The 23,634-nt window shown below is 51.5% G+C and carries 19 protein-coding genes and 8 tRNA genes; 3 read left to right on the plus strand and 24 right to left on the minus strand.

The annotated features are described in order from the left end of the window. Positions 1–7: 7 nt before the first annotated feature. The 11 genes from hscC to miaB all read right to left on the minus strand — a co-directional run bounded on the left by hscC (position 8) and on the right by miaB (position 12,042). The gene (gene hscC / locus BEG40_RS01100) at positions 8–1,678 is read right to left on the minus strand and encodes a molecular chaperone HscC (protein WP_105284735.1); all 1,671 of its coding nucleotides are present in this window, start codon (positions 1,676–1,678) and stop codon (positions 8–10) included. Between the two features lie 83 nt (positions 1,679–1,761). Next, entirely contained in the window at positions 1,762–2,697 is a 936-nt protein-coding gene (gene rihA, locus BEG40_RS01105; protein WP_021550427.1) for a pyrimidine-specific ribonucleoside hydrolase RihA, read from the minus strand. Positions 2,698–2,814: 117 nt separating this feature from the next. Beyond that, positions 2,815–3,540 carry a glutamate/aspartate ABC transporter ATP-binding protein GltL gene (gene gltL, locus BEG40_RS01110; protein WP_000624497.1) on the minus strand — a complete coding sequence of 242 codons (726 nt, stop codon included), beginning with the start codon at positions 3,538–3,540 and terminating at the stop codon, positions 2,815–2,817. Next, positions 3,540–4,214: a glutamate/aspartate ABC transporter permease GltK gene (gene gltK / locus BEG40_RS01115; protein WP_000272824.1), complete on the minus strand. Its 675-nt coding sequence runs from the start codon at positions 4,212–4,214 to the stop codon at positions 3,540–3,542. Before gltK ends, gltL begins: the two co-directional genes overlap by 1 nt. Beyond that, positions 4,214–4,954: a glutamate/aspartate ABC transporter permease GltJ gene (gene gltJ, locus BEG40_RS01120; RefSeq protein ID WP_000020941.1), complete on the minus strand. Its 741-nt coding sequence runs from the start codon at positions 4,952–4,954 to the stop codon at positions 4,214–4,216. Before gltJ ends, gltK begins: the two co-directional genes overlap by 1 nt. Before the next feature lie 170 nt (positions 4,955–5,124). After that, positions 5,125–6,033, minus strand: coding sequence for a glutamate/aspartate ABC transporter substrate-binding protein GltI (gltI, locus tag BEG40_RS01125; protein ID WP_105284736.1), 909 nt, complete (start codon positions 6,031–6,033; stop codon positions 5,125–5,127). Between the two features lie 396 nt (positions 6,034–6,429). Further along, a complete protein-coding gene (lnt, locus tag BEG40_RS01130; RefSeq protein ID WP_105284737.1) occupies positions 6,430–7,968 on the minus strand; it encodes an apolipoprotein N-acyltransferase in 1,539 nt (512 codons plus the stop codon). A gap of 24 nt (positions 7,969–7,992) precedes the next feature. Next, a complete protein-coding gene (gene corC, locus BEG40_RS01135; protein WP_001278605.1) occupies positions 7,993–8,871 on the minus strand; it encodes a CNNM family magnesium/cobalt transport protein CorC in 879 nt (292 codons plus the stop codon). Between the two features lie 89 nt (positions 8,872–8,960). Then, complete coding sequence (gene ybeY, locus BEG40_RS01140; RefSeq protein ID WP_000084457.1) at positions 8,961–9,428, minus strand: rRNA maturation RNase YbeY; 468 nt, start codon at positions 9,426–9,428, stop codon at positions 8,961–8,963. After that, positions 9,425–10,465 (minus strand): PhoH family protein, encoded by a 1,041-nt coding sequence (locus BEG40_RS01145; protein ID WP_002430212.1) that lies wholly within the window; start codon positions 10,463–10,465, stop codon positions 9,425–9,427. Before BEG40_RS01145 ends, ybeY begins: the two co-directional genes overlap by 4 nt. A gap of 152 nt (positions 10,466–10,617) precedes the next feature. Next, positions 10,618–12,042 (minus strand): tRNA (N6-isopentenyl adenosine(37)-C2)-methylthiotransferase MiaB, encoded by a 1,425-nt coding sequence (miaB, locus tag BEG40_RS01150; RefSeq protein WP_000162741.1) that lies wholly within the window; start codon positions 12,040–12,042, stop codon positions 10,618–10,620. A 145-nt stretch (positions 12,043–12,187) separates the two neighbouring features. On the opposite strand from miaB, the gene ubiF reads away from it, so the two are divergent. Beyond that, the gene (ubiF, locus tag BEG40_RS01155) at positions 12,188–13,363 is read left to right on the plus strand and encodes a 3-demethoxyubiquinol 3-hydroxylase (RefSeq protein WP_105284738.1); all 1,176 of its coding nucleotides are present in this window, start codon (positions 12,188–12,190) and stop codon (positions 13,361–13,363) included. A gap of 216 nt (positions 13,364–13,579) precedes the next feature. Here the strand turns inward: ubiF and BEG40_RS01160 are convergent. The 8 genes from BEG40_RS01160 to BEG40_RS01195 form a co-directional block, all read right to left on the minus strand. Then, positions 13,580–13,654, minus strand: a tRNA-Gln gene (locus tag BEG40_RS01160). A 37-nt stretch (positions 13,655–13,691) separates the two neighbouring features. Further along, positions 13,692–13,766: transfer RNA gene (locus BEG40_RS01165), tRNA-Gln, on the minus strand. A 37-nt stretch (positions 13,767–13,803) separates the two neighbouring features. Continuing rightward, positions 13,804–13,878 (minus strand) — tRNA-Gln (locus BEG40_RS01170). A gap of 46 nt (positions 13,879–13,924) precedes the next feature. Then, positions 13,925–14,001 (minus strand) — tRNA-Met (locus BEG40_RS01175). Positions 14,002–14,016: 15 nt separating this feature from the next. After that, positions 14,017–14,091, minus strand: a tRNA-Gln gene (locus BEG40_RS01180). 34 nt (positions 14,092–14,125) lie between these two features. Then, a tRNA-Gln gene (locus BEG40_RS01185) sits at positions 14,126–14,200 on the minus strand. A 104-nt stretch (positions 14,201–14,304) separates the two neighbouring features. Then, a tRNA-Leu gene (locus tag BEG40_RS01190) sits at positions 14,305–14,389 on the minus strand. Between the two features lie 10 nt (positions 14,390–14,399). Further along, positions 14,400–14,476 (minus strand) — tRNA-Met (locus BEG40_RS01195). Between the two features lie 320 nt (positions 14,477–14,796). Here BEG40_RS01195 and BEG40_RS01200 point away from each other — a divergent pair. Further along, positions 14,797–15,234, plus strand: a complete 438-nt coding sequence (locus BEG40_RS01200) for a hypothetical protein (protein ID WP_105284739.1) — start codon at positions 14,797–14,799, stop codon at positions 15,232–15,234. Between the two features lie 41 nt (positions 15,235–15,275). Here BEG40_RS01200 and asnB read toward each other — a convergent pair whose 3' ends face one another. The 5 genes from asnB to nagB form a co-directional block, all read right to left on the minus strand. Beyond that, positions 15,276–16,940 carry an asparagine synthase B gene (gene asnB, locus BEG40_RS01205; protein ID WP_105284740.1) on the minus strand — a complete coding sequence of 555 codons (1,665 nt, stop codon included), beginning with the start codon at positions 16,938–16,940 and terminating at the stop codon, positions 15,276–15,278. A gap of 256 nt (positions 16,941–17,196) precedes the next feature. Continuing rightward, entirely contained in the window at positions 17,197–17,949 is a 753-nt protein-coding gene (nagD, locus tag BEG40_RS01215; RefSeq protein WP_000153129.1) for a ribonucleotide monophosphatase NagD, read from the minus strand. 47 nt (positions 17,950–17,996) lie between these two features. After that, the gene (gene nagC / locus BEG40_RS01220) at positions 17,997–19,217 is read right to left on the minus strand and encodes a DNA-binding transcriptional regulator NagC (protein WP_000187570.1); all 1,221 of its coding nucleotides are present in this window, start codon (positions 19,215–19,217) and stop codon (positions 17,997–17,999) included. A gap of 8 nt (positions 19,218–19,225) precedes the next feature. Further along, positions 19,226–20,374: an N-acetylglucosamine-6-phosphate deacetylase gene (gene nagA, locus BEG40_RS01225; protein WP_105284741.1), complete on the minus strand. Its 1,149-nt coding sequence runs from the start codon at positions 20,372–20,374 to the stop codon at positions 19,226–19,228. Positions 20,375–20,435: 61 nt separating this feature from the next. Continuing rightward, positions 20,436–21,236 carry a glucosamine-6-phosphate deaminase gene (nagB, locus tag BEG40_RS01230; protein ID WP_105284742.1) on the minus strand — a complete coding sequence of 267 codons (801 nt, stop codon included), beginning with the start codon at positions 21,234–21,236 and terminating at the stop codon, positions 20,436–20,438. 331 nt (positions 21,237–21,567) lie between these two features. On the opposite strand from nagB, the gene nagE reads away from it, so the two are divergent. Beyond that, the gene (nagE, locus tag BEG40_RS01235) at positions 21,568–23,514 is read left to right on the plus strand and encodes a PTS N-acetyl glucosamine transporter subunit IIABC (protein WP_105284743.1); all 1,947 of its coding nucleotides are present in this window, start codon (positions 21,568–21,570) and stop codon (positions 23,512–23,514) included. The last annotated feature ends 120 nt before the right edge of the window (positions 23,515–23,634 follow it).

Below are 23,634 nucleotides of genomic sequence, written 5' to 3' on the forward strand. Positions count from 1 at the left end.
GCCATGATTATGGGATCTCAATGGCTAAATAATCGCTCGCCCGCCGCCTGACCTCATCGACGCGCGCCATATCGTTTGACTGCAACGCCGCATCAAAATCGGTGATCACCCGACCAATATCTTCTCGCTCGTCACCCAGCGCCCGCGCCCACAACTCTTCCAGTTTGGCTTTAAAGGTGCGATTGATGAGCATATCGCGCGGATAAATTTTCAATGCGGATAACCGCGTCCGACTCTCTTCAATCTGCTGCGCGCTCAATGTTACCGGGCTGTGGTTAATGACTCTGGACTTAACGCTACCGTCTTCCAGAAGTACGTCAACTTCAAGCAAGCCGTTGATATCATAGCTAAATCTAATATCTATAGACTGGTAATCCCCGTTTTTTTTCAACGGCACATCGAAGGATTCCACCAGAATGTTATTTTTAACTTTGTGGTTTTCTCCCTGATAGACGTTAACCGTAATTGAATCCTGTTCCGGGTGCATGGTCGAGTAAGTTTCTACACGCGACACAGGCACAGTGGTGTTTCGTTCAATAATCGGCGAGAAAATGCCGGAAACGCCCTGGCGGTTAACTTCAACGCCCAACGAGTAAGGGCAAATATCAGTGAGGATCACCTCTTCAATATCTTCGCTACGTAAGCGGCAGGCGGCCTGGATTGCTGCGCCTAGCGCGACAATGGTGCTCGGGTCGTAACTTTGATACGGTAATTTGCCAAACAGACGCACGGCGATTCGCTGTACCAGCGGCATTTGCGACGCGCCGCCAACAAGTACCAGGCTGTCGATTTGGCTCGGTTTCAGACGCGCATCGCGCAATGCTTGTTCGATTGGCACACGCAAGCGGTTGAGCAGCGGCAACCACAAATCTTCCAGTTCGTTCTCGTAAAATTCGCACTCACGCGTTTCTTCCTGATACTGCCAGCTAATTTGCAGCGGTAATTGATTGCCACATTTTGCCGCTTCCACGCTGGTGTACAGGGCTGCCAGTTCACGTTCGTTGAGCATGTTTTTAGCCACTGTAGCGCGTTTTAAAACTTCATCCACCAGCATATGAGTAAAATCTTCGCCACCAAGAGAGTTGTCGCCAGCGGAGGCGTGAACTTCAATCACCGGCGTGGCGTATTCGAGCACCGTGACGTCAAACGTGCCGCCACCGAGATCAAACACCAGCGAGCGGGTGTTTTGCTGCGTATGCAGGCCATACGCCATCGCGGCTGCCGTGGGTTCATTAATTAAGCGTACCGCATTTAACCCTGCCAACTCTGCTGCTAAACGGGTATGTTTGCGTTGTTCATCACTGAAATAAGCCGGAACGGAGATCACCACATCTTTAATTGGGCGTTGCAGAAATTCTTCGGCATCTTCTTTTAATGAACGTAATACCAAAGAAGACAATTCCGGCGCGTTAAATGTGCCATTGCCTAAGTGCCAGTTGGTATTACTGCCCATGGCACGTTTAAATAACGCAGCGGTTTTATCAGGATGTGAAGTACGCCGTGATACAGCCGGTTTTCCGACCAGAATATGATTATTTTCATCCATGCTAATTATAGATGGTGTTAAATATTCACCGAATTTATTTGGAATTAATTGCGCGGCACCGTCTTTCCAGATGGCAATTAAACTATTGGTAGTACCGAGATCGATACCAATGGCGAGTTCTGCATTATCCATTGCATTTATATCTTGAAGGAAAAAGAGAGCGCCAGAGTAAGACCACCACATTTTTACATGGTGATCTTAATCAATGACGTGTATTAAGCGTAAAATTTCAGACGATCTGCCAGTAAATCAACAAAGCCCTGACGATCAACATCGACCATGACGGTGGCATTCGGTTTATTGCCGGTCAGATAGTAATAATCAACAACTGTCATGCCCTGGGTATATTTCCCTTGCGTTTCGACGCCAACCCAGCGTTCAACGGTGGTGAACAGTTCAGGTTTCAGCAGCCAGGCGATGGTGCATGGGTCATGCAGCGGTGCGCCAACAAATCCCCATTTTTCATCTTTATGATATTCGAGGAAGAAATCCAGCAGTTCGGCGACGATGGTTGAAATCGGGTTGCCAATCGCGCGGAAACGCTCGGTGTCCTCAACGTGAATTTGCGCTTTGTGAGTGACATCCAGACCTGCCATTACCACAGGAATTCCAGACTGGAAGACAATTTCTGCCGCTTCCGGGTCAACGTAAATATTAAATTCAGCCGCAGGCGTCCAGTTACCAAGCCCCATTGCGCCGCCCATAATCACGATACGGGCAATTTTGCTATGCAGTTCCGGATGGCTATTGAGCAGCAAGGCAACGTTAGTTTGCGGTCCGGTAGAAACAATGGTGACAGGTTCCACACTTTCGCGCAGCGTTTTTGCCATCAGCTCCACCGCCGTACAGTTTTGCGGTGCGAACGTCGGTTCCGGTAATGCCGGGCCGTCGAGACCGCTTTCGCCGTGCACGTTGTCTGCGATAATCAACTCACGCATTAACGGTTTCACCGCGCCGCCTGCCACCGGAATATCGGTGCGATTAAGCAGGGTCAGCATACGCAGAACATTACGTAATGTTTTTTCTGGTGTCTGGTTTCCGGCGGAAGACGTAATTGCTTTGACATCAAGCTCTGGTGAGGCGAGGGCGAGAACTATTGCGATAGCGTCATCATGACCTGGGTCGCAATCTAACAGAATTGGCAGTGCCATTGTTGCTCCTTGTTGTGTGCTTCTTTGCGACAAGGGTAACGCCAGGATGTAACAGATACGAGAGGCGAAATGATAAAGCGTGAGATGGCGCGCACTTGGCTATGCGCGCCAGAGTGATTAATGCAGTATTTTCGCGAGGAAGTCTTTTGCACGGTCCGATTTCGGATCATCAAAGAAAGCGTCTTTCGGCGAGTCTTCGACAATTTTACCCTCGTCCATAAAGATCACCCGATTCGCCACTTTACGGGCAAAGCCCATTTCGTGGGTCACCACCATCATGGTCATTCCTTCGTTCGCCAGTTCGACCATTACGTCCAGCACTTCGTTGATCATCTCCGGATCCAGCGCCGATGTCGGTTCGTCGAACAGCATGGCAATAGGATCCATACACAATGCGCGAGCGATCGCCACACGCTGTTGCTGACCGCCGGAAAGCTGCGCCGGAAATTTATTGGCATGTGCGGAAAGTCCCACGCGCTCCAGCAATTTCAATGCTTTTTCACGAGCCGGCGCTTTATCGCGTTTAAGCACTTTCACCTGCGCCAGGGTCAGGTTTTCGATAATCGACAGATGAGGGAACAGCTCGAAATGCTGGAATACCATCCCGACGCGGGAACGCAGCTTTGCCAGATCGGTTTTCTTGTCGTTAACCACGATACCATCGACGGTGATTTCACCTTGCTGCACCGGTTCGAGGCCGTTGACGGTTTTAATCAGCGTTGATTTGCCGGAACCAGACGGGCCGCAAACCACCACAACTTCGCCTTTTTTCACTTCGGTTGAGCAGTCGGTCAGCACCTGAAAGTGACCATACCATTTTGAAACATTTTTCAGGGAAATCATTATGCTGTCCTTCTTTTCAAGTAGCTGACCAACAACGATGCGCTAAGGCTAATAACAAAATAAACAAATCCGGCAAACAGGATCATCTCAACCTGCGTACCATCACGCTCACCAATGGTTGAGGCGGTACGGAAGAAATCGGCCAGAGATAATACATACACCAGTGAGGTATCCTGGAACAGTACGATGCCCTGAGTGAGCAGCAGCGGCACCATCGCGCGGAACGCCTGCGGCAGAATAATCAGTTTCATCGACTGCCAGTGAGTCATTCCCAACGCCAGCGCGGCGCTCGACTGACCACGAGAAATACTTTGAATACCAGCACGGATAATCTCTGAATAGTAGGCCGCTTCAAACATCGAAAACGCCACCATCGCCGAAATCAAACGGATATCATTTTTTGGGGATAATCCCAGCACGTTTTGCAGAAAACCCGGCACGATCAGGTAAAACCACAGCAAAACCATAACTAAAGGAATTGAGCGGAATACGTTAACGTAGGCTTTGGCAAACCACGCCACGGGCGCAAAGCTGGATAAACGCATCACCGCCAGCATCGTGCCCCACAAAATACCAATCACTACCGCCGTGACGGTGATTTTCAGGGTGATCACCAGCCCGTCGAGCAGATATGGCAGGGAAGGGACAATGGAACTCCAGTCAAACTCGTACATTATTTGCCCCCCATGTTGCCAGGCAGGCGAACTTTACGTTCAACCAGCGTCATCACCAGCATGATAAAAGCGTTAATCAACACATACGCCAGCGTAATGGCGGTAAACGACTCCCAGGCATGGGCTGAGTAATCGAGCAATTTACCCGCCTGCGCCGCCATATCCACCAGACCGATGGTCGAGGCGATGGCGGAGTTTTTCACCAGGTTCATCATCTCGGAAGTCATCGGCGGGACGATAACGCGATAAGCATTAGGCAGCAGTACGTAGCGATAAGCCTGCGGTAGCGTCAGGCCCATCGCCAGCGCGGCATTTTTTTGCCCGCGCGGCAGTGACTGGATCGCGGCGCGTACCTGTTCGCAAACACGAGCGGCGGTAAACAGCCCCAGGCAGAGCATGGATGAAAGGAAAAACTGAATATTGGGATCCAGCTCGGCCTTAAACCACATGCCGATTTTCTCCGGCAGCAGCTCCGGGATCACCAGATACCAGGTAAAGAATTGCACAATCAACGGCACGTTGCGGAACAGTTCGACATACAACGTACCCAGACCGGAGAGAAAACGGTTTGGAACGGTACGTAAAATGCCGAAAAATGAACCGACGAGGAAAGCGATAATCCAGGCGCAGATCGACAAAGCGATCGTCACCTGAAAACCACTCCAGATCCAACCAAGATAGGTGGTGTTGCCGAAAGGGGCTTGTTGTAAAAAAATACCCCAGTTCCAGTCTATAGACATAAATCTACTCCAGAAAAAAGAGGGTAGCAGCGTTAACTGCTACCCTCGAAGATTGTTACCCAGCGTATTGCGGTTTTTCAGGCCCGATGGGGAACGACCATCAGGCGTATAGTCTGTCCGTGCTACGTAACAATCGAGAGGGCTGGAATTTCCGCCCCTGGTTCTTGTAATTAGTTCAGTGCCTTGTCATTCGGTTCTTTGAACAGTGCTTTCATTTCGTCTGACAGTTCAAAATTCATGTTCAGGTTTTTCGGCGGAATTGGATTTTTGAACCACTTATCAAACCATTTTTCCGCTTCACCGGAGGTCTGCACCTGAGCGATGGTGTCATCCATCAGCTTTTTGAACTGCGGATCATCTTTACGCAACATACAACCGTAGGCTTCCTGAGATTGCGGCTTGCCGACGATATCCCAGTTGTCTGGTTTCTTCGCTTTCGCACGTTCACCGGCCAGCAGGGCATCATCCATCATAAAGGCAACGGCACGACCGCTTTCCAGGGTGCGGAAAGAGTCACCGTGATCTTTGGCGCTGATAATGCGCATATTCATTTTTTGCTCTTCATTCAGTTTGTTGAGCAAAACTTCAGAGGTAGTGCCGGAAGTGACGACTACGGCTTTGTCCTTCAGGTCGGCAAAATCTTTGATATCGCCGCCCTTTTTGGTCAACAGGCGCGTACCGACCACGAAAATAGTGTCAGAGAAAGCCGCCTGTTTTTGGCGTTCGACGTTGTTGGTGGTAGAACCACATTCAAAATCGAAAGTGCCGTTTTGCAGCAGCGGAATACGATTTTGTGAGGTGATCGGAATCAGTTTCACCTGTAAGTCCGGTTTGTTGAGTTTCTTTTTCACTGCTTCAACGATGGCGTTGGAGTAATCCTGTGAGTAACCCACCACTTTTTGCTGATTGTCGTAATAAGAGAAAGGTACTGAAGATTCACGGTGACCGACGACAATCACGCCGTTTTTGGCGATTTTGTCCAGCGTACTGCCCGCTGCCGGGGCAGCGTCTTCTGCCTGTGCCAGTCCAGCAGAAAGCGCCAGGGCCAGGATTGCTGTGGCAGGTTTACGTAATTGCATATCCAACTCCTTTATCTCCTGCGTTAAGAACGCATGGATACCCGTTGTGAGTGTTTGTGTTGTTATCATCTGCAACTTTATTGTGCAGTGTTGTGCTTGTTAGGTAACATTTAGTTTGGCTAAATGTAAAGATATTGCTGTTTTATTGTTTGTTTTTGCGAGATGTACCGCACCATTCCGAAGCAAAATTCTTAAAATGCACTCTTTTGGTGCTGCCCGTGGATTGCTGTGGTGCAACCGGGTTGTACTGACGCCGGTTCAAGGTTTGCCTTGTATAACAAAGCAATAGATGTGCCAAAGTTGGAGGGACGTATTTTGTCATCCGGATAACGCATTGACGCTGCATCCGGTGAATGTGCCGAAATACGGGATGTATTCCGGCACGATAAGAAGGGATTATTTACGTCGCTGACGCAGACTCATCAGCACAGCGGCAAAACCAAACAGTGCTGTCAGTACCCACAGCGGCCAGTTGCCGGTACGTGCGTACGGTGTGAGTCCGGTGGTTGGCGTCACGTGAGTGGTCAACACCTCGCGGGTGAATTGCGGGATCATCGCCTGAATCTCACCTTGCGGACCAATTACCGCCGTAATGCCGTTGTTGGTGCTACGCAGCAGCGGGCGCGCCAGCTCCAGCGCACGCATTCGCGCCATCTGGAAGTGCTGCCACGGACCAATAGACTTACCAAACCACGCATCGTTTGAGATGGTCAGCAGATAGTCGGTATCCGGACGGAAGTTATCGCGCACCTGCTCGCCGAGAATGATCTCGTAGCAAATGGCCGCAGTCAGCTCAATACCATTCACCGACAGCGGTGGCTGGATATATGGTCCACGGCTGAATGAGGACATCGGCAGATCAAAGAACGGCGCTAACGGACGCAGAATCGATTCCAGCGGGACAAACTCGCCAAACGGCACCAGATGGTTTTTGTTATAGCGATCGGCTGATTCGTAGCTGTACGGCGCACCTTTACCCAGCGTAATGATGGTGTTGTAGGTATCGTAGCGGTTCTGCTTATTGAGGCGCGCGTCGACAATCCCGGTTACCAGCGAGCTCCCTTTATCGCGCAACTCACTGTCCAGTGCTTTGAGGAACGGTTGCTGATTAATTTCCAGATCGGTTATCGCCGACTCCGGCCAGATAATCAGCGACGATTTGCCCATCAGCGGCGCCGTCGCGTTGTAATAAATTTTCAGCGTATTAAGAAGCTGGCCTTCGTCCCATTTCAGTGATTGCGGAATATCGCCCTGAACCATCGAAACCTGAATGGTTTTCTCCGGTTGCGGGGTAAACCACTGGATGTAACGCAGCGGGAAGGGAAGGGCAAACAGCACGACGGCCACTACCAGCGGACGCCAGTTGCGTTTGAACAACGCCAGTGCCAGCAGACCGCTAACCATCATCAGCAGGAAGTTAATGGCTTCCACGCCCATTATCGGTGCCAGTCCTTTTACCGGGCCGTCAATCTGGCTATAGCCGAACTGTAACCACGGGAAGCCGGTCAGCACCCAACCGCGCAGAAACTCGGTCACTTGCCAGAGAGCAGGGGCGGCAATCGCCACGCGCAGCCAGGTTGTTTTTGGCCACAGACGCGACAGCACGCCAGCAAATAGTCCGGTATACAGCGACAAATACGCCGCCAGCAGCACCACCAGGAAGATGTTAACCGGGCCAGGCATTCCACCAAAGGTCGCGATGCTGACATAGACCCAGTTAATACCGCTACCAAAGAGACCAAATCCCCAGCAAAAGCCAATAGCGGCAGACTGGAGTGGACGGCGGTTAAAAGTCAGCGCCTGAAGCCCCATCAGCGAAATAATCGCCGCAGGCCAGACATCGTAAGGAGAGAAGGCCAGCGTTCCGCAGGCACCGAATAATAACGCCAGCAGCAGGCGAATGCGCTGGCGTTCAATTAATGAGGCAAAAGCCATGTAGTTATCTATCCAGTTTCGGTTTTATTCATCCAGCTTCGGCTGGGGTGAGTCATCCGGGATTTTGACATGAACCTGAATAATACGCCGACTATCGGCCATCGCCACTTTGAACTGGTAACCGTCGATGTCGATGGTTTCGCCACGCGCCGGGAGATGTCCAAACGCCTGCATCACCAGACCACCGATAGTGTCGACCTCTTCATCGCTGAAGTGGGTGCCGAACGCTTCGTTGAAATCTTCAATAGAAGCCAGCGCGCGCACGGTCCAGGTATGACGACTCAGCTGACGGAAGTCGATATCATCTTCTTCGTCATACTCGTCTTCAATCTCACCAACAATCAGTTCCAGGATGTCTTCAATGGTCACCAGACCGGAAACACCACCGAATTCGTCAATGACGATCGCCATGTGGTAACGCTGAGAGCGAAACTCTTTCAGCATCCGGTCTACGCGCTTACTTTCAGGAACGACAACCGCCTGACGTAACACTTTGTCCATGCTGAAGGCTTCAGCATCGCTACGCATAAACGGCAGCAAGTCTTTCGCCATCAGAATCCCTTCAATGTGATCTTTGTCTTCGCTAATCACCGGGAAACGTGAGTGGGCGGACTCGATGATGACATCAAGGCATTCGTCCAGCGTCTGGTTGCGTTTCAGGGTAATCATCTGGGAGCGGGGGATCATGATGTCGCGAACGCGTTGGTCTGCGATGTCCATCACCCCTTCGAGCATATCGCGCGTATCTTCGTCGATAAGGTCGTTCTGCCCGGAATCACGGATCAGCGCCAGCAGTTCGTCACGGTTTTTCGGTTCACCGTGGAAAAGTTGGCTGAGTAACAGGGAGAAAAATCCCTTCTTGTTGCTTATCGTGTCACTACTGTGTGAATTGTCGTCGCTCATGGCGTCGTATGGGTTCTCATGTTAGTTAATCAAAACGCCGTCGTTAATCACCAACGGCGGGGACGTTTGCCAGTCAAATGCCTGGCAAATTACTCTTTCTCGGCAATGTACGGATCCTCATAGCCCAGAGCAAGCATAATCTCTGTTTCGAGGGCTTCCATCTCTTCTGCTTCGTCATCTTCGATGTGATCGTAACCTAACAAATGCAGACTGCCGTGCACCACCATATGCGCCCAGTGCGCCTCCAGTGGTTTGCCTTGCTCCTGTGCTTCCTTCTCAACCACCTGACGGCAGATAACCAGATCGCCCAGTAGCGACATCTCCATGCCAGGCGGCACTTCAAACGGGAAGGAGAGCACGTTGGTCGGCTTATCCTTACCGCGATAGGTCAGATTCAGACTGTGGCTTTCGGCGGTATCGACCAGGCGAATAGTCACTTCCGATTCTTCCTGAAACTGCGGGATCACCGCATTCAGCCATGTTTGAAACTGGCTCTCTTCCGGCAACCCGGAATTATCTTCACATGCCAGTTGTAAATCGAGGATCACCTGACTCATTTTTGTTCCTGTTCTTCGCGCTTGCGCTCTGCTGCCAGCGCCGCTTTTCGTTTTTGTTCGGCTTCTTCCCAGGCTTCATAGGCGTTAACGATGCGCGCCACCACCGGGTGACGAACCACGTCTTCGCTGTGGAAGAAGTTAAAGCTGATTTCTTCGACTTCGGCGAGCACCTCAATGGCGTGACGCAAGCCTGACTTGGTATTACGTGGCAGGTCGATCTGCGTGACATCGCCGGTGATAACCGCTTTTGAGTTAAAACCGATACGGGTCAGGAACATCTTCATCTGTTCGATGGTGGTGTTCTGGCTCTCATCAAGAATGATAAACGCGTCGTTCAGCGTACGACCACGCATATAGGCCAGCGGCGCGACTTCAATAACGTTGCGCTCAATCAGTTTCTCGACTTTCTCAAAGCCCAGCATTTCAAACAGCGCGTCGTACAGCGGACGCAGATACGGGTCCACTTTCTGACTTAAATCGCCAGGCAGGAAGCCCAGCTTCTCACCGGCTTCTACTGCCGGACGAGTCAGCAGAATACGGCGAATTTCCTGACGCTCCAGGGCATCAACTGCCGCAGCCACTGCCAGGTAGGTTTTACCCGTACCCGCCGGGCCAACGCCGAAGGTAATGTCATGGTCGAGAATATTGGCGATGTACTGCGCCTGGTTTGGCGTGCGCGGCTTAATTACGCCGCGTTTGGTTTTGATATTGACCGCTTTGCCGTACTCCGGCACGCTCTCCGCGCTTTGCTCCAGTACCCGCGCTTCTTTAATCGCAAGGTGGATCTGTTCCGGTTCGATATCCTGAATCTGACCGCGCATCGGGGCAGTATCGACATACAGGCTACGCAGAATGTCTGCCGCAGCGGTGACGCAAATCGGACGGCCGGTCAGTTTAAAGTGGTTATCGCGGCGATTGATCTCGATGCCGAGACGGCGTTCGAGTTGCTTGATGTTGTCATCAAACGGGCCGCACAGGCTCAACAGACGCGCATTGTCTGCTGGCTCCAGGGTGATTTCGCGAGTGTCTATGTTCAAACCGTTCCTCTTATCTGTATGCCGCCGGAAGCTGAACATTCACCGGCCTATAAGGAAATTATTCACGCCACAGGAAAAAGGCGCAAGCATTGCGATAAAGATGGGGATAAAGAGAGAAAAAACAAGGCCCACCGGAACGGCGGGCCTGAGAATTACGGCTGATAATAACCCACGCCAAGGTCGTTTTCTTTGCGAGTACGGGCAATCACCGATTCCGGCGTTTCTGCCACACGCAGACCCATTTCCTCTTCGGTACGAACCACTTTACCGCGCAGGGAGTTCGGGTAGACGTCGGTAATTTCTACATCGACGAATTTACCGATCATATCCGGTGTGCCCTCGAAGTTGACCACGCGGTTATTTTCGGTACGCCCGGAAAGCTCCATGATGCTCTTACGTGAAGTCCCTTCTACCAGAATACGCTGGGTGGTGCCGAGCATCCGGCGGCTCCATGCCATCGCTTGCTGATTAATGCGCTCTTGCAGAATATACAGACGCTGTTTTTTCTCTTCTTCCGGAACATCATCAACCATATCGGCGGCGGGCGTCCCCGGACGTGCAGAGAAGATAAAGCTGTAACTCATGTCGAAATTGACGTCGGCAATCAGCTTCATCGTTTTCTCGAAGTCTTCGGTGGTTTCGCCAGGGAAGCCAACGATGAAATCAGAACTGATCTGAATATCCGGACGCGCCGCACGCAGTTTACGGATGATCGCTTTGTACTCCAGCGCCGTATGGGTACGGCCCATCAGGTTCAGAATGCGATCGGAACCGCTCTGTACCGGCAGGTGCAGGAAACTCACCAACTCCGGCGTGTCGCGATACACTTCGATAATATCGTCGGTGAATTCGATCGGATGGCTGGTGGTAAAGCGAATACGATCGATCCCGTCGATGGCAGCAACCAGACGCAGCAGATCGGCAAACGATCCGGTGGTGCCGTCGTAGTTTTCACCACGCCAGGCGTTCACGTTCTGACCGAGCAGGTTGACTTCACGCACGCCCTGCGCGGCAAGCTGGGCAATCTCAAACAGAATATCGTCGGACGGACGGCTTACCTCTTCACCACGGGTGTAAGGCACCACGCAGTAGGTGCAATATTTATTGCAGCCTTCCATGATGGAGACAAACGCGGTCGGCCCTTCGGCGCGCGGTTCCGGCAGACGGTCAAACTTCTCGATTTCCGGGAAGCTGATATCTACAACGGGGCTACGGTCGCCGCGAACTGAGTTGATCATCTCCGGCAGACGGTGCAGCGTTTGCGGCCCAAAAATAATATCGACATAGTGGGCGCGCTGACGAATATGCTCGCCTTCCTGCGAAGCCACGCAGCCGCCGACGCCGATAATCAGGTCTGGATTCTTCTCTTTTAACAGTTTCCAGCGACCCAACTGATGGAAGACTTTTTCCTGAGCCTTCTCGCGGATTGAGCAGGTGTTCAGCAGCAGCACATCCGCTTCTTCCGCCACGTCGGTCAGCTGATAGCCGTGGGTGGCATCCAGCAGATCGGCCATCTTCGATGAATCGTACTCGTTCATCTGACAGCCCCAGGTTTTAATATGGAGTTTTTTGGTCATCGACTTGCTCTTGCGAAATAGTAGCCAGGAATGCAGGGCGCATAGTGTAATGCTTTGCTGCCGTTGTGACCAGTATGAGCGTTATGAGCCCTTGGGGGTAAAAATCCTGTAAACTTAAAGCATATTGCTAACAGGATGATTGACCATGACAAATCAACCAACGGAAATTGCCATTGTCGGCGGAGGAATGGTCGGTGGCGCACTGGCGCTGGGACTGGCACAGCACGGATTTACGGTAACGGTGATCGAGCACGCAGAACCTGCACCGTTTGTCGCTGACAGCCAACCGGACGTTCGGATCTCAGCGATCAGCGCGGCTTCGGTATCATTGCTTAAAGGTTTAGGCGTCTGGGATGCGGTACAGGCCATGCGTTGCCATCCTTACCGCAGACTGGAAACGTGGGAGTGGGAAACGGCGCATGTGGTGTTTGACGCCGCTGAACTTAAGCTACCGTTGCTTGGCTATATGGTGGAAAACACGGTCCTGCAACAGGCGCTGTGGCAGGCGCTGGAAGCGCATCCGAAAGTAACGCTACGTGTGCCAGCCTCGCTGATTGCGCTGCATCGCCATAATGATCTTCAGGAGCTGGAACTGAAGGGCGGCGAAGTGATCCGCGCGAAGCTGGTCATTGGTGCTGATGGCGCAAATTCGCAGGTGCGGCAGATGGCGGGAATCGGTGTTCATGCCTGGCAGTATGCGCAGTCGTGTATGTTGATTAGCGTACAGTGCGAGAACGATCCCGGCGACAGCACCTGGCAGCAGTTTACCCCGGACGGCCCACGCGCGTTTCTGCCGCTGTTTGATAACTGGGCGTCGCTGGTGTGGTATGACGCTCCGGCGCGCATTCGCCAGTTGCAGAATATGAATATGGTGCAGTTGCAGGCGGAGATAGCGAAACATTTCCCGTCGCGTCTGGGTTATGTGACGCCGCTTGCCGCTGGTGCGTTTCCGCTGACGCGTCGCCATGCGTTGCAGTATGTGCAGCCAGGGCTTGCGCTGGTGGGCGATGCCGCGCATACCATCCATCCGCTGGCGGGGCAGGGGGTGAATCTTGGTTATCGTGATGTCGATGCCCTGATTGACGTTCTGGTAAACGCGCGCAGTCATGGTGAAGCATGGGCCAGTTATCCCATTCTCAAGCGTTACCAGATGCGGCGCATGGCGGATAACTTTATTATGCAGAGCGGTATGGATCTGTTTTATGCCGGATTCAGCAATAATCTGCCGCCGCTGCGTTTTATGCGTAATCTCGGATTAATGGCGGCGGAGCGTGCTGGTGTTTTGAAACGTCAGGCGCTGAAGTATGCGTTAGGGTTGTAGCGTAACGGTTGATACCAAAGCTACAAAAGCGTGCGGACGATCCCCTCGCCCCTCGTGGAGAGGGTTAGGGTGAGGGGGAAAGCCGCGCCTGCGTGTGCTTCCAGGCTGGTTTGCCCTGAACCGTGAGCCAAATTCAAATTAGCTGTATCAACATCGCATTCGACATTGAATATATGCAGAAAAGCAAAAAGCTCGCCGAAGCGAGCTTTTCTAATGTGGCTGGGGTACGAGGATTCGAACCTCGGAATGCCGGAATCAGAATCCGGTGCCTTACCGCTTGGCGATACCCCAACTGGGTGCACTTACGATGTAAGCGTCTTGAATAAATTGGCTGGGGTACGAGGATTCGAACCTCGGAATGCCGGAATCAGAATCCGGTGCCTTACCGCTTGGCGATACCCCAACTGGGTGCACTTACGATGTAAGCGTCTTGAATAAATTGGCTGGGGTACGAGGATTCGAACCTCGGAATGCCGGAATCAGAATCCGGTGCCTTACCGCTTGGCGATACCCCAACAAATTTTTTCGAATTTGCCGAACATATTCGACACATTCAGAATTTGGTGGCTACGACGGGATTCGAACCTGTGACCCCATCATTATGAGTGATGTGCTCTAACCAACTGAGCTACGTAGCCAGATTATTTCTTCGATGGCTGGGGTACCTGGATTCGAACCAGGGAATGCCGGTATCAAAAACCGGTGCCTTACCGCTTGGCGATACCCCAATAACCGGGCGGTGAACCGCTTACTCGAAGAAGATGGCTGGGGTACCTGGATTCGAACCAGGGAATGCCGGTATCAAAAACCGGTGCCTTACCGCTTGGCGATACCCCAACAAATTTCTTACAGAATGGAGAACTTCAAACTATATCATTGCCAGCCGAGGTGGCTAACTTACAGCCTAGATATACCCCATCCGTACAACGCTTTCTGGTGAATGGTGCGGGAGGCGAGACTTGAACTCGCACACCTTGCGGCGCCAGAACCTAAATCTGGTGCGTCTACCAATTTCGCCACTCCCGCAAAAAAAAGATGGTGGCTACGACGGGATTCGAACCTGTGACCCCATCATTATGAGTGATGTGCTCTAACCAACTGAGCTACGTAGCCATCTTTTTTTTCGCGTTACCTTATCGGCGTTGCGGGGCGCATTATGCGTATAGAGCCTTGCAGCGTCAACCTCTTTTTCAAGGAAAATTGCTCGAAAGTGACTGTTTGGTTAGGTTGCGAACAGCGTGGCGCTATATTCGTCAATTATTGTTTATTTCGTGTTTTTCTCTGTTGTTTTGCGATGCAGGATGAAATTCGGAATTCAACAATAGCGCCCGAGAATTATCCCATGAAATACTGCACCGTTACGATTGGACAGAGCAGGGATTGCGGTGCCTGCATCTCTGCTACCACTTCAGGCTATTTATTGAGGGAATAATATGCTGCGTTTTATCACGGTGCTGGTCAGTGCTTTATTACTTATGCAATCCGCATTTGCCGATACAGCTCGACCGGAAATCGGTAAGTATGTCTTTGGTTATCGTGGTCAGGAAGGGGCAGTGGTCTGGATGATGCGAATCGGGCCGAAAGCGGAAAATGAAGCACTCGTTCAGGTATCTCATGTTGATAATGACATCGATGGTCAGATTTTTCGCTGTAGAGTGAAAAAATTACAGGACGGTGAGAAATCCTATACTGCTGTAATCAAGGGTGAATCTTTTGAGTTATTACGCCTGAAAGAGGGAAATGGCAGCCTGCATATCCCGGATGAGCAGGCAACCTGGTCGGTGGCTTACAGTGATGAATTGTCAAACAGTGATGTGGCAAACCCGGAACATTTCCTTACTGCATATCAGAATCAACAAGCTCCCCAGTAACTGAAATTGCCCCGGATTTCTCCGGGGCAATACCGAATTTCTTACTTATACGCTGACTGGTGAACGCCAACCGCGCGACCAGAAGGATCATCCATTTTTTTGAACGCTTCATCCCACTCGATCGCTTTGGCGGAAGAACAGGCGACGGAAGGGCCGCCCGGTACGCACTCAGCGGCGCTTGGAAGTGGGAACAATTCTTCAAAGATTTCGCGATACAGATACGCTTCTTTTGAGGTCGGAGTGTTGTACGGGAAGCGGAAGCGGGCAGTTTCGAGTTGCTGATCAGTAACCTGCTGCGCTGCCACTTCTTTCAGAGTGTCGATCCAGCTATAACCGACGCCATCAGAGAACTGCTCTTTCTGCCGCCAGGCCACGCTTGCGGGCAGATACGACTCAAAACATTCACGCAGGATGTGTTTTTCCATTTTCCCGTTACCGCACATTTTATCCTGTGGGTTAATGCGCATCGCCACATCGAGGAATTTTTTGTCGAGGAACGGAACGCGTGCTTCCACGCCCCAGGCTGACATCGCTTTGTTGGCGCGTGCGCAGTCATACATATGCAGGGCCAGCAGTTTACGTACCGTCTCTTCATGCAGCTCTTTGGCATTTGGCGCTTTGTGGAAGTAGAGATAACCACCAAATACTTCGTCAGAACCTTCGCCTGACAACACCATTTTAATACCCATCGCCTTGATCTTACGCGACATTAAATACATCGGCGTCGAAGCGCGAATAGTCGTCACATCATAGGTTTCGATGTGGTAAATCACGTCGCGGATGGCATCCAGACCTTCCTGTACGGTGAAGTGAATTTCGTGATGCACAGTACCCAGATGGTTTGCCACTTCCTGTGCCGCTTTCAGATCCGGTGAACCCGGCAGACCCACGGCAAAAGAGTGCAACTGCGGCCACCAGGCTTCGGAACGTTCCTGATCTTCCACGCGACGGGCGGCGTATTTCTTGGTGATCGCGGAAATAATTGAGGAATCCAGACCACCCGAGAGCAGCACGCCGTACGGCACATCGGACATCAGATGGCTTTTAACGGAGTCTTCCAGCGCCTGACGCAGCTCGTTTTTGTCGGTCACGTTATCTTTCACCGCATCGTAGTCGAACCAGTCACGGTGATAATAAGAACGGATTTCGCCGTCCTGACTCCATAAATAGCTTCCTGCCGGGAACTCTTTAATGGTGCGGCAAACCGGCACCAGGGCTTTCATTTCTGAGGCCACATACAGCTGACCATGTTCGTCATAGCCCATATACAGTGGGATGATCCCCAGATGGTCGCGACCAATCAGATATGCATCTTTTTCGCTGTCGTACAGGGCAAAGGCGAACATGCCTTGCAAGTCGTCGAGAAATTCCGCCCCTTTTTCCTGATACAGCGCGAGGATCACTTCGCAGTCAGATCCAGTCTGGAACTGGTAACGATCGCCATACTCGGCGCGCAATGCCTGGTGGTTGTAGATTTCACCGTTTACCGCCAGTACGTGGGTTTTTTGTTGGTTGTAGAGAGGTTGCGCCCCCGCGTTAACGTCAACAATTGACAGACGTTCGTGGGCGAGAATGGCGTTATCGCTGGCATAAATACCGGACCAGTCCGGGCCACGATGACGCATCAGGCGTGACAGCTCGAGTGCTTTCTTGCGCAGCTCAACTGCGTCTGTTTTGATATCGAATACGCCAAAAATTGAACACATAACCTTCTCCGTTAACCTGGTGTTTGTTGCTTGTTGTGTTTGCTTGTTTAAAAAAATGCCGCAAAGCAGCACTGTGCGCAAGCGATTTGGCGGTGTAAAAATAAAAAACGTAATGGTGATTGCTGATTGATGAAAAAGGGTAGGGTGTAGTGGCGTGTTTATTGATGAATCGATAATTTTTGACGTGTTTTATTGAATGGGTGAGTTTTGGTGAGCGGTGAAAATAAAAAACCACGTCCTGAGACGTGGTTGATATTCAGATAACGTCGATTTCAGCGACCGACGGGTAAATCCAGCTTGGGCGGAACGGCATACTGTCGATATCGTCGAGCGATGAAACGCCAGAGAGCACCAGAATCGTCTCCAGACCCGCCTGGAAGCCCGCCAGAATATCGGTACGCAGGTTATCGCCGACAATCACCGTTTCTTCCGAATGCGCCTGCATTTTGTTTAATGCCGCGCGGATGATCCACGGACTTGGCTTACCGACATAAAAAGGTTTACGCCCGGAGATTTTCTCAATACCTGCGCACAGCGCGCCACAGGCGGGATAAAAACCGCGCCCGTGGGTATCCGGGTTAGTGGCGATAAATCGCGCACCATTAGCGACGAAATACGCCGCTTTATGCATCATGTCCCAGTTGTATGAACGCGTTTCGCCAACAATCACAAAATCAGGATTCACGTCCGTAATAGTGAAACCGGCTTTGTACAGCTCATGGATCAGCGCGCCTTCGCCCACCACATACGCTTTTTTACCTTCCTGACGGCGCAGGAAATCGGCGGTTGCCATCGCGGAGGTATAAAACACGCTGTCCGGCACATCGACACCCGCAGTGGCAAAGCGGTTCGCCAGATCTTGCCCGGTCTGCGAAGGATAGTTGGTCAGCAACACCAGCGGCAGGCCTTTATCCATAATCCCGTGCAAAAATTCCGCTGCACCCGGTACGGCGACGTTATCGTGCATCAGCACGCCGTCGATATCGCAAATTACATTTTTAATGGTCATGGACTACCCAGAATATTGACAACAATAAGCGCCACTATAAAAGCACATTAATTTTCCAGCAAATGCTGGAGCAAAATACCGTTGAGCATGGCGCGTTTTACCAGCGCAAAAGCGCCGATTGCTGAGCGGTGATCCAGCTCAGAACGTACCACGGGCAGATTGGTGCGAAATGCCTTCAATGCCTGGGTATTAATGCAGCTTTCAATAGCAGGGAGCAGCACTTTATCGGCTTCGGTGATCTCACCTGCGATAACAATTTTTTGCGGATTAAATAAGTTGATAGCAATGGCGATGGTTTTACCCAGATGACGACCGACATACTCAATCACTTCCGACGCCAGACCGTCGCCTTTGTTCGCGGCTTTGCAGATAGTTTTGATAGTGCAGTCATCCAGCGGCACACGGCTCTGGTAGCCCTGCTTTAACAGATTCAACACCCGCTGTTCAATGGCGGCGTTGGCAGCGATAGTTTCCAGACAACCGAAGTTGCCGCAGTGGCAGCGTTCACCCAGCGGTTCGACCTGAATATGACCAATTTCACCGACGTTGCCGTTGCGACCGATAAAAATGCGCCCGTTAGAGATAATACCGGCCCCGGTTCCGCGATGTACTCGCACCAGAATAGAGTCTTCGCAATCCTGACTTGCACCGAAGTAGTGCTCTGCCAGCGCCAGACTGCGGATATCGTGACCGACAAAACAGGTCACTTTAAAACGCTCTTCCAGTGCCTCTACCAGCCCCCAGTTTTCCACCTGAATATGCGGCATGTAATGAATTTTACCGCTGTCAGGGTCAACAAGCCCTGGCAGGATCACCGAAATCGCGATCAGCTCGCGCAGTTTGCGCTGGTAGCTATCAATAAACTGAGCAATGGCATTCAGCAGGGCATGTTCCAGCGTCTGCTGGGTACGTTCTGGTAGCGGATAATGTTCTTCTGCCAGCACTTTGCTGCTGAGATCAAACAGAGTGATGGTGGCATCGTGACGACCGAGTCGTACGCCGATAGCGTGGAAATTACGAGTTTCAGTAACGATGGAGATAGCGCGGCGGCCCCCGGTGGAGGCCTGCTGATCGACTTCTTTGATCAGCCCGCGTTCGATAAGCTGACGTGTAATTTTGGTTACGCTGGCGGGGGCAAGCTGGCTTTGCTCAGCAATCTGAATCCGCGAGATTGGCCCGAACTGGTCAATCAGGCGATAAACCGCCGCGCTGTTAAGCTGTTTTACGAGATCAACATTACCTATCTGAGCTTGTCCGCCTGGTGTCATACTTTCTCTTATTGAGTTACGACCTCGTTACCATTAACGATGGTCCTGGTGATTTTAAAATCAGGTGTGAATGCGGTCAGGTTGGCCACTTTACCTGCGGCGAGCGTGCCGAGACGTTTTTCAACGCCAATTGCACGTGCCGGGTAGAGCGTCGCCATACGCAGCACTTCATCCAGTGCGATACCGCAATGTTCGACCAGATTACGCACGCCTTCAATCATGGTTAATGATGAACCACTTAACGTACCATTTTCATCCACACAAAGTCCGTTGCGGTAGTATATTGTTTTACCCGCAAAAATGAACTGTTCAATATTGGCGCCTGCTGGTGCAGTAGCGTCGGTGACCAGACACAGTTTGTCGCCTTTCAGACGTTTGGCGTTGCGGATGTTAGCGTAATCAACGTGCAGGCCATCGGCAATAATACCGCAATAAATGTCTGCTTCGTCGAGAATTGCACCTGCCAGTCCCGGTTCGCGACCAGTAATATACGGCATCGCGTTATACAGATGGGTGGCAAAAGTAATACCTGCGCGGAAACCGGCTTTCGCTTCTTTCAACGTCGCGTTGGAGTGACCAGCAGAAACCACAATCCCGGCATTTGCCAGTTTGCTGATGATTTCCGCAGGAACCATTTCCGGTGCCAGGGTAACTTTAGTAATCACATCAGCGTTTTCGCACAGGAAATCAACCAGCGCAGCATCGGGTTTACGCACGAAATTCGGGTTATGAGTGCCTTTTTTCACCAGGTTCAGCCACGGACCTTCCAGATGCAGACCTAATGCCTGATTCGGATGTTTTGCCAGGTACTCGCGCATTACGCGCACACCCTGTTTCATCAGGTCATCGCTGGTAGTGATAAGCGTCGGCAGATAGTTAGTACAGCCTGATTTCTCATTGGCTTTCTGCATGATTTCCAGCGTTTCAACGCTTACCGCTTCCGCAGTGTCGTTAAACTGCACGCCGCCGCAGCCGTTTAACTGCACATCAATAAAACCGGGGGAGAGAATGGCTCCGTTCAGTGAACGTTGTTCAATCTCTGACGGCAGTTCCGCAACCGGACAGACGCTTTTAATCAGGCCATCAGCGATAACAACCGCGTGGTCATCAAGAAATTCGTGACCGGTAAAGATCCGGCCCTGGGTTAATGCATACATTCCGACCCCCGATTTTAAAGATAATATTGCCCTGAACAAGGTGTCAGGGCAGGGATAATAATTACAGACTTTTGATATTTTCTGCTTCTAATTCATTGAAATATCTTAAAGTCTTAACTTTCAGCTCCATGGTGGAAGGTTCATCGCACACCATGATCGCTTTCGGATGCAGTTGCAGGCAGCTGATGGTCCACATATGGTTAACGCAACCTTCAACTGCGGCTTGCAGCGCCAGTGCTTTCTGGCTACCCAGAACCAGAATCATCACTTCTTCGGCATCCAGCAATGTACCAACACCGACAGTCAGGGCATATTTTGGCACCTGATTAACATCGTTATCAAAGAAACGAGAGTTCGCGACGCGAGTGTCGTGGGTCAGGGTTTTGATACGGGTGCGAGAAGCCAGAGAAGAGGCCGGTTCGTTAAATGCGATGTGACCGTCGTTACCTACGCCGCCCATAAACAGATGAATTTTACCGTAAGAGCGGATTTTTTCTTCATACTGGCGGCACTCGGCGTCGATATCCGGGGCGTTACCGTTGAGAAGGTTGATATTTTCTGCTGGAATATCAACGTGATCGAAGAAATTACGGTGCATAAAGCTGTAGTAACTTTCCGGATGCTCTTTCGGCAGACCGACATATTCATCCATGTTGAAGGTGACAACGTGCTTAAAGCTGACCTGGCCTGCTTTATGCATTTCGACTAACGCTTTATAGGTGGTCATCGGTGTGCCGCCAGTCGGCAGACCGAGCACGAACGGACGATCGGCAGTCGGTTTGAACGCGTTGATACGATTAACGATATGGCGAGCAGCCCATTTGCCGACCTGTTCAGCGGTAGTCAGGGGGATCAGTCTCATTATTCACCTCAATAAGTAAAATGTAAGCCGTTGGCGGATTAGGCATCTTTAAGCGTAACCTGGATTTGCGCAGAGAGGCGTCAATCCGACCTGATTTTTTGAATGATAAAATAAGTTTTCTGGTTTAGCCAGTAAAAGGGAGTAATGATAACGATATTTGGTGACAAAACTCACAAAAGACACGCGTTTAATTTGCGGTACGAATTAATTTTTTACACACTCTGTAGCAGATGATCTAACAATATGATTACAGAACATCGGCAGTACAGTTTGCAGCAAAATAAAAAACGGCTTTAAACGAGCCAAATAGGGTTCTCGTAGGGGGAATAAGATGAATATTTTAGGGTTTTTTCAGCGACTCGGTAGGGCGTTACAGCTCCCTATCGCAGTACTGCCGGTGGCGGCACTGTTGCTGCGATTCGGTCAGCCAGATTTACTTAACGTTGCGTTTATTGCCCAGGCGGGCGGCGCGATTTTTGATAACCTCGCATTAATCTTCGCCATCGGCGTGGCATCCAGCTGGTCCAAAGACAGCGCAGGTGCGGCGGCGCTGGCAGGTGCGGTAGGTTACTTTGTGTTAACCAAAGCGATGGTGACCATCAACCCGGAAATCAACATGGGTGTACTGGCGGGTATCATTACTGGTCTGGTTGGTGGTGCTGCCTATAACCGCTGGTCCGATATTAAACTGCCGGACTTCCTGAGCTTCTTCGGTGGTAAACGTTTTGTGCCGATTGCCACTGGCTTCTTCTGCCTGGTATTGGCGGCTATTTTTGGTTATGTCTGGCCACCGGTGCAGCACGCTATTCATGCTGGTGGTGAATGGATCGTTTCTGCGGGCGCGCTGGGTTCCGGTATCTTTGGTTTCATTAACCGTCTGCTGATCCCAACCGGTCTGCATCAGGTGCTGAACACCATCGCCTGGTTCCAGATTGGTGAATTCACCAACGCGGCGGGGACGGTTTTCCACGGCGACATCAACCGCTTCTATGCCGGTGATGGCACTGCGGGGATGTTCATGTCCGGCTTCTTCCCGATCATGATGTTTGGTCTGCCGGGTGCGGCACTGGCGATGTACTTCGCAGCACCGAAAGAGCGTCGTCCGATGGTTGGCGGGATGCTGCTTTCCGTTGCTATCACCGCGTTCCTGACTGGTGTTACCGAGCCGCTGGAATTCCTGTTCATGTTCCTTGCTCCGTTGCTGTACCTCCTGCACGCACTGCTGACCGGTATCAGCCTGTTTGTGGCAACGCTGCTGGGTATACACGCGGGCTTCTCCTTCTCTGCGGGTGCCATCGACTATGCGTTGATGTATAACCTGCCGGCAGCCAGCCAGAACGTCTGGATGCTGCTGGTGATGGGCGTTATCTTCTTCGTTATCTACTTTGTGGTGTTCAGTGCAGTTATCCGCATGTTCAACCTGAAAACGCCAGGTCGTGAAGATAAAGAAGACGAAATTGTTACTGAAGAAGCCAACAGCAACACTGAAGAAGGTCTGACTCAACTGGCGACCAACTATATTGCTGCGGTTGGCGGTAGCGACAACCTGAAAGCGATTGACGCCTGTATTACCCGTCTGCGTCTGACGGTGGGTGACTCATCCCGCGTCAACGATGCGATGTGTAAACGTCTGGGTGCTTCTGGGGTGGTGAAACTAAACAAACAGACCATCCAGGTGATTGTTGGTGCAAAAGCGGAATCTATCGGTGATGCGATGAAGAAAGTCGTTGCCCGTGGTCCGGTAGCTGCTGCTTCTGCTGAAGCTGCTCCAGCAACTGCCGCTCCGGTTGCGAAACCACAGGCTGTACCAAATGCAGTGTCTATCGCTGAGCTGGTATCGCCGATCACTGGTGATGTTGTCGCACTGGATCAGGTGCCAGACGAAGCGTTCGCCAGCAAAGCGGTGGGCGACGGTGTGGCGGTGAAACCGACGGATAAAATCGTTGTATCACCAGCCGCAGGGACTATCGTGAAAATCTTTAACACCAACCACGCGTTCTGCCTGGAAACCGAAAAAGGCGCGGAGATCGTCGTCCACATGGGTATCGACACCGTGGCGCTGGAAGGTAAAGGCTTTAAGCGTCTGGTGGAAGAGGGCGCGCAGGTAAGCGCAGGGCAACCGGTTCTGGATATGGATCTGGATTACCTGAACGCTAACGCCCGTTCGATGATTAGCCCGGTGGTTTGCAGTAATATCGACGATTTCAGCGGCCTTATCATTAAAGCTCAGGGCCATGTTGTGGCGGGTCAAACGCCGCTGTATGAAATCAAAAAGTAATCTGCTTCATGCCTGATGCGACGCTTGACGCGTCTTATCAGGCCTACAAAAGCTCAGTGTAGGTTGGATAAGACGCACCAGCGTCGCATCCAACAATGACACAGGAGTGGCAAAAGCGGC

The organism is Escherichia sp. MOD1-EC5495, assembly GCF_002965965.1.
Lineage (GTDB): Bacteria > Pseudomonadota > Gammaproteobacteria > Enterobacterales > Enterobacteriaceae > Escherichia > Escherichia ruysiae.

What these genes read in the sequence shown, in the direction of transcription:
- gltI (WP_105284736.1), bottom strand. Translation starts at nt 6,033, where the DNA reads ATGCAATTACGTAAACCTGCCACAGCAATCCTGGCCCTGGCGCTTTCT.
- gltK (WP_000272824.1), bottom strand. Translation starts at nt 4,214, where the DNA reads ATGTACGAGTTTGACTGGAGTTCCATTGTCCCTTCCCTGCCATATCTG.
- BEG40_RS01200 (WP_105284739.1), top strand. Translation starts at nt 14,797, where the DNA reads ATGCTGCGTTTTATCACGGTGCTGGTCAGTGCTTTATTACTTATGCAA.
- ybeY (WP_000084457.1), bottom strand. Translation starts at nt 9,428, where the DNA reads ATGAGTCAGGTGATCCTCGATTTACAACTGGCATGTGAAGATAATTCC.
- hscC (WP_105284735.1), bottom strand. Translation starts at nt 1,678, where the DNA reads ATGGATAATGCAGAACTCGCCATTGGTATCGATCTCGGTACTACCAAT.
- nagD (WP_000153129.1), bottom strand. Translation starts at nt 17,949, where the DNA reads ATGACCATTAAAAATGTAATTTGCGATATCGACGGCGTGCTGATGCAC.
- rihA (WP_021550427.1), bottom strand. Translation starts at nt 2,697, where the DNA reads ATGGCACTGCCAATTCTGTTAGATTGCGACCCAGGTCATGATGACGCT.
- lnt (WP_105284737.1), bottom strand. Translation starts at nt 7,968, where the DNA reads ATGGCTTTTGCCTCATTAATTGAACGCCAGCGCATTCGCCTGCTGCTG.
- ubiF (WP_105284738.1), top strand. Translation starts at nt 12,188, where the DNA reads ATGACAAATCAACCAACGGAAATTGCCATTGTCGGCGGAGGAATGGTC.
- corC (WP_001278605.1), bottom strand. Translation starts at nt 8,871, where the DNA reads ATGAGCGACGACAATTCACACAGTAGTGACACGATAAGCAACAAGAAG.
- gltJ (WP_000020941.1), bottom strand. Translation starts at nt 4,954, where the DNA reads ATGTCTATAGACTGGAACTGGGGTATTTTTTTACAACAAGCCCCTTTC.
- nagC (WP_000187570.1), bottom strand. Translation starts at nt 19,217, where the DNA reads ATGACACCAGGCGGACAAGCTCAGATAGGTAATGTTGATCTCGTAAAA.
- nagB (WP_105284742.1), bottom strand. Translation starts at nt 21,236, where the DNA reads ATGAGACTGATCCCCCTGACTACCGCTGAACAGGTCGGCAAATGGGCT.
- nagA (WP_105284741.1), bottom strand. Translation starts at nt 20,374, where the DNA reads ATGTATGCATTAACCCAGGGCCGGATCTTTACCGGTCACGAATTTCTT.
- nagE (WP_105284743.1), top strand. Translation starts at nt 21,568, where the DNA reads ATGAATATTTTAGGGTTTTTTCAGCGACTCGGTAGGGCGTTACAGCTC.
- asnB (WP_105284740.1), bottom strand. Translation starts at nt 16,940, where the DNA reads ATGTGTTCAATTTTTGGCGTATTCGATATCAAAACAGACGCAGTTGAG.
- miaB (WP_000162741.1), bottom strand. Translation starts at nt 12,042, where the DNA reads ATGACCAAAAAACTCCATATTAAAACCTGGGGCTGTCAGATGAACGAG.
- gltL (WP_000624497.1), bottom strand. Translation starts at nt 3,540, where the DNA reads ATGATTTCCCTGAAAAATGTTTCAAAATGGTATGGTCACTTTCAGGTG.